We start from the raw sequence: 15,233 nt of genomic DNA, 5'->3' as shown, positions 1-15,233 counted from the left end.
ATCAGCAGACCGATCAGTGCGAAAGATGGGATGGTCAGCCCGATGGCGCTGATTCCGTTGGCCACTCCGGATAAAGATTTACTGCGATACACCAATACGGCGATCAGCACGGCAATGATCGTCGCCAGGACTAGGCACTGGGCTACCAACCACAAATGCTGCCAAGAGGCGAATAGAATTTGGCGATATCGCTCGCCGAAAAAGTCACCCACATTAAGACCCGCTTCACTTTAGTTTCGTTTCAACCACTGACTTGGAGGAGGTTCCTCGCCTCAGCTTTTCTCCCAAGTTTACGTGGCGATGCGCCACTCCCTTAGTATCGTTTTGATAAACCTTTGCTTGACTTGGCTGAATATGAGTGTCGTTTTGGCCTATTTAGCCCCCTCAGCAGGCTAGCCAAGACGGTGCGGATGTAGTGAGATAGGAACATGAAACTAGCTACCGTGCGACTGACCACCGAACCGGGCCTGACGACAGCGGCCGTCATCGAAGAGGGCCGTCTTTACTATCTGGAAAATCTCGCCAACGTTCAAAAATTCTTGCGCCTCGATAATGCAACGCAGCAAGAAGTCGTCGCCCGGGCATTGGTAGGCGATTCGATCGCCGAAGGCGAGGCAGACTATGCCGCACTGATCCCAACCCCCGCCAAGGTGTACTGCATTGGGCTGAACTACCGCAACCACATCGCCGAGGTGGGAGCGGAAGAACCTGAGTTCCCCACGGTCTTCGCGAAGTTCGCCTCCACACTCTGCGGAGCAAATGACACCGTCGAAATTCCTGCCGAAGATTACCGGATGGACTATGAGGGTGAGCTGGCCATCGTCATCGGCAGACCCGGACGCCGGATCTCGATCGAAGACGCGGAGAATCATATCGCCGGCTACGCGGTCTCCAACGATGTCTCCATGCGCGGCTTCCAGGGACGAACCACCGAATGGCTGCAGGGCAAGGCCTGGGATAAGTCGACTCCGGTGGGTCCATGGTTGGTCACCTCCGAAGAGTTCACCCCGGGAGCCAAAATCACCACGAAGGTCAATGGCGCGGTAGTCCAGGAAGACTCAACCGATGATCTGGTGTTCTCCGCGGCCGAGCTGGTCTCCTACCTGTCGGTGATCAACGAGTTGCAACCCGGGGACCTAATCCTCACCGGCACCCCAGCGGGCGTTGCCTTGGGACGCCGCGACGAGCATGGGCGACGCCCGTGGCTCAAGGCCGGTGACATCTTGGAAACGAGCATCGAGGGGCTCGGCACCTCGGCGGTCAAGTTCACCTCCGCCTAGTACTTTCAGGATTCCAGTTTCCCCGAGCCGCACCCACCGGCTCGGGGAAACATTTTAACCTCGAATGCGACACGAAACAGCGTTTGTGACTTGACTCTCACCATCACGTAGGATGACTGAGGATGTCACCTACGATGACAGTCATCATCGCTTCTCACTCGCATCGAAGGATCTAGAACTCATGGACTCATTGGGAACACTCTTCGGAGATATCTCCTCGGTCATTTGGGGACCGTTTGTCCTCATCCCGTTGCTCTTGGGCACCGGCCTCTACCTCACCATCCGCCTCGGCGGATTGCAGTTCATCAAACTCATCCCGGCACTCAGGCTAGGAATCTTCAAGCGCAAGGACCCGGGCGCCGATGGCGACGTCTCGCAGTTCCAGGCGCTCACCACCGCATTGGCGGCCACCGTCGGGACGGGTAACATCGTCGGCGTTGCCACGGCCATCGGCATCGGTGGCCCCGGCGCGTTGTTCTGGATGTGGGTCACCGGCCTGCTCGGCATGGCTTCGAAGTACACCGAAGCCTACTTGGGTGTCCGTTTCCGCGGCACCGACACGGCTGGTGAAAAGTCCGGAGGTCCGCAGAACTACCTTGAGCGCGGCATCAAGGGGCCATTCGGCAAGTTCCTTGCGCTGTTCTTCGCTATTGCGGCGACCCTTGCCAGCTTCGGCATCGGCAACATGACCCAGGGCAACTCGATTGCAGCCAACCTGGAGAACTCCTTCAACGTGATCCCATGGGTCACCGGCGTGGTTCTCACCATCTTGTCGATCGCAGTTCTGGTCGGTGGCATCAAGTCCATTGGCAGAGTCACCGCGGCATTCGTTCCGGTAATGATCGTGTTCTACGTGGCCGCAGCGATCTTCATCTTGATCTCCAACGTCAGCGGCATCCCAGCTGCCTTCGGCCAGATCTTCACCGACGCCTTCACCGGCTCCTCGGCGGTCGGCGGATTCGTCGGCTCGGCCATCATCATCGCCATCCAGTTCGGTGTGGCTCGCGGTATCTTCTCCAACGAATCCGGCATGGGCTCGGCAGCTATCGCCGCAGCCGCGGCGCAGACCACGCACCCGGTTCGCCAGGGCCTAGTCTCCATGACCCAGACCTTTATCGATACGATCATCGTGGTCACCTGCACCGGACTGGTCATCATCACCACCGGCACCTGGAAGCTGATCGATGAGGCAACCGGCGAACAGATCGCCGCCTCGCTGATGACCGGCGAGGCATTCACCAACGGCCTGCCGGGCGAATGGGGCCACTGGATCGTGACCCTGGGCCTGGTCATGTTCGCCTTCTCCACCATCTTGGGCTGGTGCTACTACGGTGAGCGCAACATCGAGCGCCTCATTGGCCGCAAGGGCGTCATGCCTTTCCGCGTGATCTTCTCGCTGGTCGTGTACGTTGGCTGCACCACCGAGCTGACCCCGGTCTGGAATTTCTCGGACATGATGAACGGCCTGATGGCCCTGCCAAACCTCATCGGCTTGCTGATCCTCTCCGGCATGGTGGCTCGCGAAACTCGCTGGTACCTGAAGAATGACCCGAAGTTGGAAGCCAACAAGGACCAGATCGAGGACTTCATGTCCGGCCGTCCAGGCTGGGCCGAGTGGAAGGCCGGCAACGTGGTTGGCTCTTCGCACCATCGCGGAGCACACGAAGTTCAGGATGATCCAGAGCCTCGACGCTAAGCGCTAAGCAACCGCACCGCGCATTGCGAGGACTGCCGCTGTATCGGCCCTGTCGGGCCGCTACGGCGGCAGTCCTTTTTGCTGCTCAGCGCATACGCAGTTGGCTGGTCCCACCATCGCGGGAGCAGCCGTCTTCCGGGTCGGAGCCGTCAAAAGGCTGATGCCCGAGGGATTGACGCCGCTTTGCTCCAGCGACGGCGCACGACGTGATGGCCCAGAGCCGAAAATTGCCTGACAGCCAGCTCAGGGAACCTCCAGCGCCGGGCCAGTCTCGACAACTGCTCTCCTAAGTCGGCGAGCTATTGCCACAGATTATGGAGCCCGTAGATCTGACGGTGACGCAGCCCACTCAGTGGAAAACTTCTGCGATATAAAACAGATTTTCTAGATATAACCGTAGATTATTCGGCAGAGCCCCGCAAAACCCGTTGTAAACTCTAATCTGGTGAGTAACTACTACGGCGAGCATCGTCCCGATATCGATTCGATGTCCTTGCCCGACATGTCTCACGAGAGGACTGACTGCCATGATCATTGGTGTCCCAAAGGAAATCAAGAATAACGAATTTCGCGTCGCCATGACACCAGCCGGCGTGTCCGAGTTTGTGACCCGCGGCCACGATGTGATCGTCGAAACCGGTGCAGGCGTCGGCTCGGGGAATGCCGACGAGGCCTATCTCGCGGCCGGCGCGCGCATCGCCGCCGGCGCGGATGCCACCTGGGCCGAGGCGGAGATGATCTTGAAGGTCAAGGAGCCGATCGCCGCGGAGTACCATCGCATGCGCTCCGGACAGCTGCTGTTCACCTACCTGCATCTGGCCGCCTCGCGAGAGTGCACCGACGCGCTGCTGGCCGCCGGTTCCACCGCCATCGCCTATGAGACCGTCGCGTCGGGGCGCACCTTGCCGTTGCTGGCTCCGATGTCCGAGGTCGCCGGGCGCCTTGCGGCCCAGATTGGTGCCGTCCAGCTGCAGCAGCCCAACGGCGGCGCCGGCGTGCTGATGGGCGGCGTGCCCGGTACGCGCCCGGCCAAGGTTGTGGTGATCGGCGGCGGCGTGGCCGGCACGCATGCGGCCACCATCGCCATGGGGATGGGGGCCGACGTGACCATCATCGATATCAACCTCTCCCGGCTGCGCGAAATCGATCTGGCTTTCATGGGCCGCATCAAGACCCTGGCCTCGCAGCGCCTGTCGATTGCCTCCGAGGTGGCCGCCGCCGATCTGGTCATCGGTTCGGTGCTGATCCCGGGCGCGGCTGCGCCAAAGCTGGTCACCCGCGATATGGTCGAGCACATGCGCCCGGGCTCCGTGCTCGTGGATATCGCAATCGACCAGGGCGGCTGCTTCGAAGGTTCGCGCCCGACCACGCACGCCGAACCGACTTTCAAGGTCCACGACGCCGTGTACTACTGCGTGGCCAACATGCCCGGGGCCGTCCCGCAGACTTCCACCGCAGCACTGACCAACGCCACCCTGCCCTATGCGCTGCGTATCGCGGACAAGGGCTGGAAGCAGGCGCTGCGCGAAGACGCCGGTCTGGCCAACGGCCTGAACGTGCACGACGGCCAAGTGACCTTCAAATCGGTGGCGGACGAATTTTCCCTGCCCCACTTGCCCATCGAAGAGCTGCTGGGTACGGCGTCGCTCGTCTAATTCGCGGCGACCGAAGGGGTATCTAGGCCCGCTCGTCGTGGCACGGCCGGTGAATGCAGATTACCGGCCGTTCCATTGCGCACGAGAGGTAATGGAGTGCAGTTGCGGACTAGGCGTTCCACAATCCGTAGGAGTCGGCCAGATCTGCGATCTTCTGTGCACGGGCTAGACGCGGCAGGTAGGAACCGTCGCCTACCGACGCACCGGCCGCGTGAGCTTCGAGCAGCTCCATGGCCCAGGACAGTTCGTCCTCGCTTGGTGCGAGTGCGGCGTTGATGCCGTCGACGTGGTCGCGGGAAAGGGAGAGCTTCCCGGTCATGCCCATCGATGCGGTTACCAGGGTATCTTCGGTAACCTTCGCGGCGCTCGCACCGGCAGGCGGCGGGCCGTCGATAGCGCCGGGCAGCTTACCCACGCGGGAAGCCATGACGAGCTTGCCTCGGGCATAGGCCAGGGCCAACGGGTCATCGGAGACACCGGTGTCCTTGCGGAAGTCGTTCACGCCGAAGGCCAGGCGGAAGGTGCCCGGAGCCGAGGCAATGTTCGTGGCGTTTTCGATGCCTACGGCGGTTTCGATCAGCGCGAGCACCGGGGTGCCTGCGCGCAAGCGCATCGCGGTGTAAGTGACCTGCTCTGGTTTTTCGGTCATGGCCAGCATGACCCCGCGCAGGCCCGGGGTTTCCGCGAGAGCCGCGAGATCATCGGCCCAGAAGTCGGTGTCGGTGCCGTTAACGCGCACCCAGGCGGTCATGCCGTTGGATAGAGCGCGCACCACGTTGTCACGGGCGAAGGCCTTTTTGTCGTCCGGAACGGCAGCTTCCATATCAAAAATTACCGAGTCCGCTTCACAAGCTAGGCCGGGTCCGAAGTCTTCTTCTTTGGCGGCGTTGACCAGAAGCCACGAACGGGATAATTTTGCTGGGAGAGCCGCAGCGCGACGATTTCGGAAAGCCATAATTACAAGCCTACTCACTTTTCTGGCCGGCCTTCCACCGACACTCATCCACAAGCACTACTTGCACCGCATCCCAAATTTGGAGTGAAACATGACCGCGTGTGGTCAGACCAAGGGTCGCTAATTGCACGGGTTTTGTCCGGTCTCCAAAATGCACCCCTTCTGCCATGCGAGGGCAGCTCATGAACGGAGCACTGCGTGTCGCCTCGGCCGAGGAAACTCATCGCCTACAAGAACTGCAAGATACAGAACGAGGCTTTTTCAGTCGCGATATTCGACAGCTGATGATTCGTGGAACGGGCGGCACAGTGTGCGACGGCCCCTCGGTCAATGATGCCTTGAAGATCCTTGGATTCAAGCAGTTCTTCGCCATTCGCGCCTTGGATCAGACGCTGCCGAACAAGCTGGACTACAAGATATTCTCTGAATCCGCGGGGTCACCTGCTCGGAGCATGGATTGGGTTTTCAGCAGATGTTCCCACTTGTTCCATTCGGTGGTGGCTAGGATCGCGAATGTGTCCGCGATCGCACAATGCACTGGATTCTGTTGGACAGAGCAAAAGCCGTGGTCCCCGGTTTCAGGCCGCATCTTGCCGACTGCGGGACCAAGGTTGCGCGGGGCGAAGGCTTAAGGTGAAACCGAATCCTAGTTCCCACCGGCCAAGAACATCGCTGTATGGACGTTTCTCGTTGTGGGGCTTGTCATGATTGTTACAGGCTCTGCCTCCGTAACCGGGGCATGGTGGCTTGTTCCCCCAAGGAATCATGGGTTTGGTCGCGGAGTCCAGATTGCAGCCTTCGCCCTCGTCGGAATCGGCGGCATGGGGTCACCGCAGCGGAAGATAAGGACCCAGAGAACATACTCCGTCAGGCCACCGTTGTCGGATCGTTTGATCCTTGCAGGATCAGCCGCTGGTGTGGTGGATTTCGCGGTTCTCAACTCCGCATGTTTGGTACGCGTTGGGGGAACTGTTCCGCCTCTTCGCTACTGAATGCCCAAGCGAAGTCGGGCTACATGTCTAAGTGTTGCGGTAGTTCCCCGTACTCAAGGTGCAAGACAATATGGGTGCACCCCGCATGGCACAGTTCTACCTTGGCGTTCGTCCTCTAGGCCGGGGGCACGCAGATCGATAACCTCATGGCCCTTCTGGTCACGCGGCCACGGTTTCTCGTAGTGCGGGTCGCCTTCGCCCCTGAAGATCCGTAGTTCAATGCGCCTACTCAATTGCGTGCAGTGCACGCGGAATACACGTCCATGAGAACCGGAACACCGACGAATCCAGAGTTGCCAGGCCGTTTAGTTTGCTGAGGGTCTGCCCCACCAAGACGTGTCAGAGCCGCAGCCGGTGCCATCCCTCCTGGCGGCTTCGGCCAACAGCTCAGGTGGTGGCGGCCAGGAATCGATGATGTGAATTTCCAATGCCGTCATCGCGGTACCGTAGCGCACAACGGCCTCCAACAGGTGGGCGCCGGCATCAGGGATGCGCATGAAATAGAGCAGCTGCTGCCCGAGGTAGTGGGCAGCATGCTGGTGCCCGAAGATTTCACCGGTTTTAATGACCCGCTGGGCCAATGGATTCAGCAGCTCGCAGGTTGTCACCATATCCAGGCCTCGCACCAGGAATTCCGGGTGCCCGTGTGCGGTCAGTCCGACGGTGTAGCCGAAGGTCTTGGTCGGGTCGGGGTTTTCGATGAATTGCACCGCGTTGCCGTACATGCGAGTCGTGTTTGTGATCTGCAGTTCGACTTCTTCGTTTGAAAATCCATCACATTGCAAGCACATGGCTGGTCTCCTTGGGCTTCGTCCTATTGACACTCCAAGTGTTGACCCGCAGCTGAGCTTGGCGACAAGCAACTCGAAATTTGTGGATAACTCCGGCAGCATCTCCGGACAACTTTCGATCGCTGGCGCCTCGCCGTGAGTTCAAGAGCACCGTCGGCCGACCGAGCGGCACCTCCCCAGCACAGCTACCGGCAAGCGATCCACTGTGGTGGGAACCGCATAGTGATCACCGGCCAGGCTGCGCGTTCGCGCCTTCGAGCTCAACGCCGGAAAGCTGGAAAGGCGCCTTCCCAAACGACTGGGTACGGGCAGCAACCCCTGAGGTGGCCGGAGCTGACCGGTCCGCTAGCTGCCACCGATACAGGCACGGCAAAGCGAGGCGCCATGCCAAGCCGAAGAGCCGAATCTTCCAGAGGTAATATGGCCAGCCTGGCTCGCGCCCGGAACCGAAGCCGACGCGCTATTTCACCGGAAAACTGGAAGGGAATAGTTCGTTGGTGGGGCGCCGTTTAAAGTCGCTCTCGGTGAACGAGGCAATGTATTTCTCCATGAACTCTTGGGCCCGCGACTGGTAGTCGCTGGTGTCCACGGTAGTGATTTCACCACCCTGGACGATTGTTTCCCCTGCCACCACCACACGGGAAATATCCCGGCCATCACCATTCATGACGAGCGTGCGAATCGGGTCAGCGTGCGGCCCAACGTGAGTGCCGTCCAAGTCCATAATGAAGTAGTCAGCCTGGGCGTCGACGGCCAGCCTACCCAGATCATCCCGTCCCAGCGCCCGGGCAGGTTCCAGGGTGGCCGCACGGAACAGGTCCTCGGCCTGCGCGCTGGAACGATCCGCAGTGAGCGTCTTGGTCATGGCCATGGCCAGGTCCAGCGCGTGAATCATATTCGGTGGTGCCGAATCGGTTCCCATCACTACACGAACACCTTTGTCGCGATAGGCATCAAAATTATCAAGGCCACCGCCATAGTGGGCCGTGGGTATCGGGCAGTAAACGACCGACGTGCCGTTTGCAGCCAGGCGCGAGATGTCATCCCCACTGCCGAGTTCGGCCGGCATGTGCCGATGGCCAGGGACCGTCCACGCATGCGGGATGAAGGTTCGTTCCTTGAGGAACCCGATGTCGTCCAGATAGGGAATCGAACGCTTTCCCGTACGTTGATAGATGATCTCCATTTCGCCTAGCCCCTGCGCCGCATGCAGCCGGACCGGAACTTCCAACTCATCTGCCGCAGCCCGCGTCATTTTCAGGGTGCGTTCGGTCTGCGTTTCGATACGGGCCGGCAGCAGGGCTGCCCGGATCAATCCGTTGGCCGTATCTTCGAAATCCTCGGCAAACGTCACCGCATGGCGCAAGCCTTCGATGCCCTTGGCTTCGTCAGCAAATAGTTTGATCACTCTCCCGTCGGTATAGGGCACCAACGCACGGTAGCTCGGCCCCAGATAGGCACGAAGGCCCAGCTGTCGAACGGCCTGAGCCAGCTGGGCCATGTCTTCGTAGTCTTCGCACCACGGTTTGTAGGTTTCGGCCGCAATCGGCATGACCGTGGTGATGCCATTGCGCACCAACTGGCTGAGCGCATATTGCCGGCGGAACTTTTCCTCTTCCTCGGTGAAAACCGAGCCATGTTGCTTCAAGTAGGTTTCAGACCAGACCAGCCCGAGCCGCCGATCGCCAGCTGGCCACGAGTCGAACAAGGCGTGATCGATATCGGCTAAAGCGTTCATATCAATGAATCCCGGCGACAGAATCGCGTGCCCGGCATCCACCTCGACATCAACGCGCCCTTGGTAGCCTCGACCCACGAAGATGATGCGTTCTTCTTCGTGAACCAGTTCACCCTGCGGCCAGATACAGTGGTCCCCCGCTTCAAAACCAATGACAAAGGACGCCTTCACACGGGTAATCTGTCCCATTTAATCGATGTTCCTTCTAGGTTCTTCTGCGCTGGCCGCTGCTGCGGGCCTCCGGGCCGGAAGCTCCGCGATCTACCCTACCCAACATCAGGTCATTTTGGGATACTAAAGTGATCACACCTTGAGGAAAACCGGCCGCTCAGCGCGCCGCTCCGTTGTTACACCAAACACTGGAATGCCGTGTATGCGACAGACTTTAGCGCCAAGACTTGCATTTTAAATTGCTTAATTTTGGTATTCCATATGGTTTTCTTGGCCGGAGATCCATAGGATGGATCCCAGCAGACCCAAGGAAAGGGAGCACCCATGTGCGAACACGATCACACCTCCGGCCCAGTGCCACAATCACAGCTTCAGCGTCGACACGTCCTCGCCGGAGCCGCGGCCTTGGCGGGACTCGGGCTCGCGAGCATGATTCCAGCCCCGGTGCATGCAGCAAAAACCAATGGCGATTCGGAGCCGGCGGCTCGGCGGGGGAATTCAACGCATCCAGCACCGGTGATTATCGAAGGAGGCACACTCATCGATCCGACCACGGGTCAGGTAACCGAAGATGCCGTAGTCGTTCTCGCCGAAGGCAAGGTCCAAGCGGTGGGCGACCGCGCGTCCACCCGCCGAGCGGTCGCAGAGTACCGCAATTCGGCGACCACAATCGAGGCTGCAGGAAAGTTCATCCTGCCCGGCTTCGTCGACGCCCACGTCCACGCCCAGACCTTTGAAGATGCCTCGCTGATTCTCAGCCACGGGGCCACCACGGTACGCAGCGGATCGACCAGCTTCTACCAGGACATCGCGCTGGCCCAGATCCCGAAATACGCCGCCGGACTCAGCCCACGCATGCATGCTGCGGGTCTCTTCGTCTCGCCTGACCAATCCGACTCTATTCTCGCCGACCCAGATCTGGCTCCACTGGCTTCCTCTCGCCACCAATTGACCACCGTGTCGGAACTGGCGCATCTGACCAAAGTCAATATCAGCCGGGGAGCTACCGTGATCAAGACCCGCGCCAATCCCCGGGCGGGCCTTGCGGATCAAGATCCCCTGGAGCTGGTCTATGATCGCGATCAGCTGGCTGCCATAGTCCATGCGGCCAAGGGTGCCGGGGTTTTATGCCACAGCTATAGCGCAAAGGCAATTGCCGGAGCCGTAGCCGCCGGCGTCCAAAGTATCGAACATGGCGTCTTCGTTGACGAGAAAACACTAGCCAGCATGGCAGGCAAGGGAACGTACTTCACCCCGACTCTCTTCGGCATTTCGGGCATGGCCCAGTCCAGCGATCCGGTCTTGGCCGAACGCGGCCGCGAATACGCCCCGATCCTGGCCAAAGCCGTGGGGGCCGCCGACGAGTTGGGCGTCACTGTCATCGCCGGCACCGACTCCTTCGGCACGGATGTGACCGCGATTGGCGACGAAGCCAATTCCTTGGCCAAAGCCGGCCTTAGCCAGCTGAAGGCATTGCAGTCCATCACCTCTGCGCCCGCGCGGATGCTCGGCGTGCACAAGCAAGGTGTGGGTCGCTTGGTCCACCGTGGCGTAGCGGATCTAGTCCTTCTGGGAAGCAACCCGTTGGAGCGGTCCACGGCTCTTTCGGATGTTCAATTGGTCGTCGCCCAAGGAGCCATTGTGCGCAACGACGCGGCCTGACACTACTGAAAACAACGGGTGTCCGGACTCTTCCGAACACCCGTTGCGTTTAGTACCCAATCCGAAAACAGCATCCCACCGCAGTTCCCTCGCAAAGCTACTGGCAGGGCTCAGACTTAGTCAGTCCCGTACCATCCGCACACCGGTCTGCACGTCGCAGGATTGCTCATCGATTGCGCTGGATCCGTACCGGCATCTCCGAAGTAGCTTCGAATTCACCGCGCTGGCATCTGACTAGCCTGCCCGGACCACCGCCCAGCGACACAACGCACCAGCCACCGAAGCAAAACGCCCCGGTGGCTTGTGCATCTCCAGACGCTGAAGCGCAGCGGTTTGCTGGCTAATCGTTGGCAGGCTCTTCATGATCGGTCGGGGTATGGATGATGTCCACGTACAAGTCCTGGTTGCCCTCTTCGGGGTAGCTGCGGTAAGTGAATTCGTCGCCGGTCAGCGCAGTGATTTCCGACTCTCGCTCGAACAGGGTTTTGCCAGCATCATCTTTGGCCACGATATGGCGGGACTTACCATCCTCGGATACGGTCCAATCACCGTGCATTTTCGGTGCATCATCCAGGGTGTACATGGTGAACTCGCCACCGTCTTTGAAGTAGGCATAGCCCACATAGTTCTTGGCCGTCTCGTCGGTCAGCGCAACGTTATTGCCGTCCTGGTCCACCGCGCCTGTGGTCTGCCAAGCCGTGGCGGACAACACTTGTGACGGGCTCTGGGTGACAGATTCGGAAGGCGTCGAGCTGGACGCTGGGGCTTCGGTGGCCGCGCCGCTGCAGGCGGCCAACAGGCCCATGGCCAGGACTGCGGAGCCCATAGCGGTGATTGCCTTGGATGGCTTGGATTTGATGTTCATGTTGATCCTTTGATCTGCGGTTTTCTTTGCTGCTTTAATCCTGCTAGAAGTTGCTCGTGCCAACATCTAGCAGGTGGCTATCAAGAAATAGCCAAATGGGGGATATCGGAAAGTGAGATACGAATCTATGAATACTGTCGAGCAGGTTGAACGCCGTGGGATCCTAGGACAAATGCGGCGTCTTGACCGTTGGCTGCATCTCATCTTCGCGATCCTCGTGATTTCCAGTGCGTTGCGCTATCACGAGCGTCATGATCTGTTTTCCGACGGATTGCCGGTTCTGTTGGGTACGCTCGCACTGGTGCTTGCATATGCCCTGCGGCCACTGGCGACCCGGCATCGCTGGGGCATGGCCTGGAGTCTGGTTGTGGTTCTGCTCTGGGCCACGCTGGTCATCCTTGCGCCGAGCTTCGCTTGGTGTTCGGTACCCATCGCTTTTGCGGTATTGCAGGTGCTGCCCTTCAAGCTGGCTGCTGTCGTCGTCTGCTCGATGATGCTCACGATAACTGCCGGCTGGCTTCGAGTAGGTACGGCCATCGATCCGACGCTCGTTGTCGGCCCGATCGGCATTGGACTGGTTACGGTCATTGCGTACCGTGAATTGGAGCGGGAGTCGAGTGCCAGGGCGAAAGCCGTCGATGACCTGCTCCAAGCCCAGGCGGATCTGGCTAGCGCCGAACGGCGCACCGGTGCGGTGGCCGAGCGTGCCCGCCTTTCACGCGACATCCACGATTCAATCGGACAGGATCTCTCCAGCATCAATCTCTTCTTGCTGGCCGCCGAGCAATCCTGGGGCAGTGAGGTGGCCCGCGAGCGGGTGCGTACCGCGGCGCAGACCTCGCGCAGCGCGCTGGACGCGGTGCGCCGGGTAGTGCGGGATATGGCAGAGGAGTACCTCAGCTCGCTGACTCCCGCATCGCTGCGCACCCAGTTGGAGCAGATCGTCGCGCAACCCTGCGCAAGTGCTCAGCTGGGGCTCCGCATTGAGGGACAAGCACGAAAAATCCCTGCCCCGCTGGCGGAAGCGGTGATCTACACGGTGCGCGGAGCGCTTGCCAACGTGCGCGACCATGCCGCGGCCGAGCGCGCCATGGTCACCTTGACCTTTGCGGATGAGGCGCTGCTGGTCGACATTCGGGACGACGGCAGGGGCTTCAACGCCCAAGCGAAATCCATGCCTTCGCTGCGCGGCCACGGGTTGCCGGGGCTCAAGACGCGTGCGCTGGCGCTAAATGGTACCTTTACCCTCGACAGTTCCCCCGGTGAGGGCACGACGCTGTCGGTAGTGTTCCCGTGGGAGGAAATATGATCCGCATTGCCTTAGTCGACGATCATCCAGTGGTCCGCGCCGGGCTCGTCGCCCTTCTGGACGCCGCCGAGGACATCGAGGTGGTTGGCCAGGGACATGACGCGCAAAGCGCTCTGCAGCTAGTCAGCGAGCAAGCTCCCGATGTGGTGCTAATGGATCTGCACTTGGGTTCTGGCCCGGGCGGCATTGAAACGACCCGCTCGCTGCGCGCCCTGCCCAACCCGCCGCAGGTACTCGTGCTGACGACCTATGACACCGAAAGCGACATCCTCAAGTCGCTGGAGGCCGGCGCCCTGGGCTACCTGCTCAAGGACACTCCCCCAGCTCAACTATTTGCCGCGGTGCGTTCCGTGGCGCGCGGGGAGACGGTGCTAGCTCCGCTGGCCGCAGCGACCTTGGTCAAGCGCAACGCCAACTCGGCCCCGCAGATCACCGCCCGCGAGGTCGATGTGTTGGAGCTCCTTGCCGAGGGCAAGAGCAACAAGGAGATCGCCAAGTCGCTATTCGTCTCCGAGGGCACGGTGAAGTCCCACCTGGCGCACATCTACGCCAAGCTTCAGACCGATTCGCGCGCCGGCGCGGTGGCCGCGGCGATCGCCCAGCGCATTATCCGCCGCGCCTAGCGCCCTGCGATCACTGCGACCTTTGAAGCGGCGCACCGCCGCTGCCTCAACGATCTGCCGTGCCTCCAGCAGCAAAATGGCAACTTACCTCATCCCCAACGGACCTTGCATCGCATAGCAGCGTAGTACGAAGGGCTATCCCAAGGTCCTTCGTGCATTCTTCCAAGCACTCAGTCTCCGCGCGGGCCACTTGCAGACCGTTCCAACGCCGCGCCCCGGAGCTGGCGCTCGACGCGAATATCATCAGCAGGGACTTTAGCTTCAGCGCTTACTACGTGAACTTGGCCTTAGCCCTTGCATTGCGAAACCGTTGCTCGAAACGTACAGCTACCGATGAAATGCATTCAAATTCCGCGTAATGATATTTCTTTTTCATTATGCGATAGGCCATGATCGTAGTAGGGCTAGGAAACAGGGACCCAGAGGGCTTCTCGCAGGATCCCCAAAGCAACAACTGCGCACCCGATCACGCGGTGACACCACCGCTCCGCACCCAGGACCAGTCGTTCAGTATTCATTCAATGGAAGGTAGACATGGAAGCGTCGAGCATACAAACTATTGCACGCAATCTGCGCCAAGCGACGCGCACTGGCGTCGCCGTCTCGGCTGTCGGAGCAGGAACACTTGAACTAGATCTTGCCGTCGAGATCGCCGCGACTGGCCGCGCGCTAGCGATTGCTGAAGGCGAACGCGTAGTTGGATACAAGATCGGCCTCACCGCTGCTGCAGTTCGTGAATCCTTCGAAACCGTAAACCCCGTTCAGGGGTACCTACTGGCCGGCACCCTCCTGCCAGCGGGAGGAACCCTTGACACCGGGAAGTTAAGAAACCCACTGGTGGAAGCCGAGATCGCCTTCATCATCGGCGAACCACTCAATAATCCGAACGCAACCCTCGAAGACATCATCGCGGCGACCAAGGCCGTTGCGCCGGCCCTTGAAATTGTGGACAGCCGCTGGAGCGGCGGCGCGGCAAATCTGTCCTTATTGATCGCCGACAACACGAATGCTGCTGCGGCTTTCGTGGGCGAACCGGTCCCCCTGCCAACGAACATTGCCGAGGCCACGAGCCTGCTCACCGTGGGAACTTCAAAGTACCCCGGTTCGACGGAGACCGTGTTGGGCAACCCGTTGGAGTCGGTAGCCTGGCTAGCACGCCATCTTGCAGCCGCCGGCGCCGGGCTCAGTGCCGGTGACATCGTCCTCAGTGGTTCAATGAACATCCCAGTTCCGCTGGGCTCTTCGAGCTCGGCAACCGCCACGATCGATTGTGCGGGGAGCGTCAGCGCGAACTTCCGCTAGAGCCTTCGTCGCCGTTCATAGGCACTCGTTCGGAAGGCAACCTGCAATATTCACGCCGTCATTCGAGGCTCGACTAGCCGGTGCCATGGCAGCCGCTCAGCCACATCAAACCATGCGGCGGAACACCCAACCGGTCAGCGCTGGCGGCCGGTTGGGCCAACCAGATCAGCCCGTGCGCCCACCTGCAACGCAGC

12 protein-coding genes and 1 pseudogene are annotated in these 15,233 nt (G+C 60.3%); 8 read left to right on the top strand and 5 right to left on the bottom strand.

The genetic code is table 11. The annotated features are described in order from the left end of the window. Window positions 1–212, bottom strand: a pseudogene (locus ACT3UQ_RS08630) (ABC transporter permease); the annotation flags it as partial. 216 nt (window positions 213–428) lie between these two features. Here ACT3UQ_RS08630 and ACT3UQ_RS08625 point away from each other — a divergent pair. The 3 genes from ACT3UQ_RS08625 (at window position 429) to ald (ending at window position 4,631) form a co-directional block, all read left to right on the top strand. Beyond that, window positions 429–1,280 (top strand): fumarylacetoacetate hydrolase family protein, encoded by an 852-nt coding sequence (locus ACT3UQ_RS08625; protein ID WP_444636940.1) that lies wholly within the window; start codon window positions 429–431, stop codon window positions 1,278–1,280. Window positions 1,281–1,461: 181 nt separating this feature from the next. Continuing rightward, window positions 1,462–2,976: an alanine/glycine:cation symporter family protein gene (locus ACT3UQ_RS08620; RefSeq protein ID WP_105552851.1), complete on the top strand. Its 1,515-nt coding sequence runs from the start codon at window positions 1,462–1,464 to the stop codon at window positions 2,974–2,976. 527 nt (window positions 2,977–3,503) lie between these two features. Beyond that, window positions 3,504–4,631, top strand: a complete 1,128-nt coding sequence (ald, locus tag ACT3UQ_RS08615) for an alanine dehydrogenase (RefSeq protein ID WP_105552850.1) — start codon at window positions 3,504–3,506, stop codon at window positions 4,629–4,631. A 109-nt stretch (window positions 4,632–4,740) separates the two neighbouring features. Here ald and ACT3UQ_RS08610 read toward each other — a convergent pair whose 3' ends face one another. Continuing rightward, the gene (locus ACT3UQ_RS08610) at window positions 4,741–5,586 is read right to left on the bottom strand and encodes an HpcH/HpaI aldolase/citrate lyase family protein (RefSeq protein ID WP_105552849.1); all 846 of its coding nucleotides are present in this window, start codon (window positions 5,584–5,586) and stop codon (window positions 4,741–4,743) included. Window positions 5,587–5,768: 182 nt separating this feature from the next. Between ACT3UQ_RS08610 and ACT3UQ_RS08605 the strand changes: the two genes are divergently transcribed. Next, entirely contained in the window at window positions 5,769–6,218 is a 450-nt protein-coding gene (locus tag ACT3UQ_RS08605; RefSeq protein ID WP_444636939.1) for a hypothetical protein, read from the top strand. A gap of 665 nt (window positions 6,219–6,883) precedes the next feature. Here the strand turns inward: ACT3UQ_RS08605 and ACT3UQ_RS08600 are convergent. Beyond that, entirely contained in the window at window positions 6,884–7,369 is a 486-nt protein-coding gene (locus tag ACT3UQ_RS08600) for a DUF4262 domain-containing protein (RefSeq protein WP_444636938.1), read from the bottom strand. Window positions 7,370–7,829: 460 nt separating this feature from the next. Beyond that, complete coding sequence (locus tag ACT3UQ_RS08595; protein WP_444636937.1) at window positions 7,830–9,296, bottom strand: chlorohydrolase family protein; 1,467 nt, start codon at window positions 9,294–9,296, stop codon at window positions 7,830–7,832. Between the two features lie 306 nt (window positions 9,297–9,602). Between ACT3UQ_RS08595 and ACT3UQ_RS08590 the strand changes: the two genes are divergently transcribed. Beyond that, the gene (locus tag ACT3UQ_RS08590) at window positions 9,603–10,940 is read left to right on the top strand and encodes an amidohydrolase family protein (RefSeq protein ID WP_444636936.1); all 1,338 of its coding nucleotides are present in this window, start codon (window positions 9,603–9,605) and stop codon (window positions 10,938–10,940) included. A gap of 340 nt (window positions 10,941–11,280) precedes the next feature. On the opposite strand, the gene ACT3UQ_RS08585 is transcribed toward ACT3UQ_RS08590, so the two are convergent. Then, complete coding sequence (locus tag ACT3UQ_RS08585; protein ID WP_444636935.1) at window positions 11,281–11,805, bottom strand: DUF4822 domain-containing protein; 525 nt, start codon at window positions 11,803–11,805, stop codon at window positions 11,281–11,283. A 112-nt stretch (window positions 11,806–11,917) separates the two neighbouring features. Between ACT3UQ_RS08585 and ACT3UQ_RS08580 the strand changes: the two genes are divergently transcribed. The 3 genes from ACT3UQ_RS08580 (at window position 11,918) to ACT3UQ_RS08570 (ending at window position 15,039) form a co-directional block, all read left to right on the top strand. Continuing rightward, the gene (locus ACT3UQ_RS08580; protein ID WP_444636934.1) at window positions 11,918–13,114 is read left to right on the top strand and encodes a sensor histidine kinase; all 1,197 of its coding nucleotides are present in this window, start codon (window positions 11,918–11,920) and stop codon (window positions 13,112–13,114) included. Continuing rightward, on the top strand, window positions 13,111–13,737 hold the full coding sequence (locus ACT3UQ_RS08575) for a response regulator (protein WP_105650261.1): 627 nt from the start codon (window positions 13,111–13,113) through the stop codon (window positions 13,735–13,737). Before ACT3UQ_RS08580 ends, ACT3UQ_RS08575 begins: the two co-directional genes overlap by 4 nt. Before the next feature lie 534 nt (window positions 13,738–14,271). Further along, window positions 14,272–15,039, top strand: coding sequence for a 2-keto-4-pentenoate hydratase (locus ACT3UQ_RS08570; RefSeq protein WP_444636933.1), 768 nt, complete (start codon window positions 14,272–14,274; stop codon window positions 15,037–15,039). Window positions 15,040–15,233: the final 194 nt, after the last annotated feature.

The sequence above is a fragment of the Glutamicibacter sp. AOP12-B1-11 genome, from assembly GCF_052379245.1.
Lineage (GTDB): Bacteria > Actinomycetota > Actinomycetes > Actinomycetales > Micrococcaceae > Glutamicibacter.
Note: the sequence above shows the minus strand (reverse complement) of the source record. Positions and strands in the feature narration are given on the sequence as shown.

Coding starts and splice junctions, on each gene's coding strand:
- ACT3UQ_RS08625 (WP_444636940.1), top strand. CDS start 429: ATGAAACTAGCTACCGTGCGACTGACCACCGAACCGGGCCTGACGACA.
- ACT3UQ_RS08620 (WP_105552851.1), top strand. CDS start 1,462: ATGGACTCATTGGGAACACTCTTCGGAGATATCTCCTCGGTCATTTGG.
- ald (WP_105552850.1), top strand. CDS start 3,504: ATGATCATTGGTGTCCCAAAGGAAATCAAGAATAACGAATTTCGCGTC.
- ACT3UQ_RS08610 (WP_105552849.1), bottom strand. CDS start 5,586: ATGGCTTTCCGAAATCGTCGCGCTGCGGCTCTCCCAGCAAAATTATCC.
- ACT3UQ_RS08605 (WP_444636939.1), top strand. CDS start 5,769: ATGAACGGAGCACTGCGTGTCGCCTCGGCCGAGGAAACTCATCGCCTA.
- ACT3UQ_RS08600 (WP_444636938.1), bottom strand. CDS start 7,369: ATGTGCTTGCAATGTGATGGATTTTCAAACGAAGAAGTCGAACTGCAG.
- ACT3UQ_RS08595 (WP_444636937.1), bottom strand. CDS start 9,296: ATGGGACAGATTACCCGTGTGAAGGCGTCCTTTGTCATTGGTTTTGAA.
- ACT3UQ_RS08590 (WP_444636936.1), top strand. CDS start 9,603: ATGTGCGAACACGATCACACCTCCGGCCCAGTGCCACAATCACAGCTT.
- ACT3UQ_RS08585 (WP_444636935.1), bottom strand. CDS start 11,805: ATGAACATCAAATCCAAGCCATCCAAGGCAATCACCGCTATGGGCTCC.
- ACT3UQ_RS08575 (WP_105650261.1), top strand. CDS start 13,111: ATGATCCGCATTGCCTTAGTCGACGATCATCCAGTGGTCCGCGCCGGG.
- ACT3UQ_RS08570 (WP_444636933.1), top strand. CDS start 14,272: ATGGAAGCGTCGAGCATACAAACTATTGCACGCAATCTGCGCCAAGCG.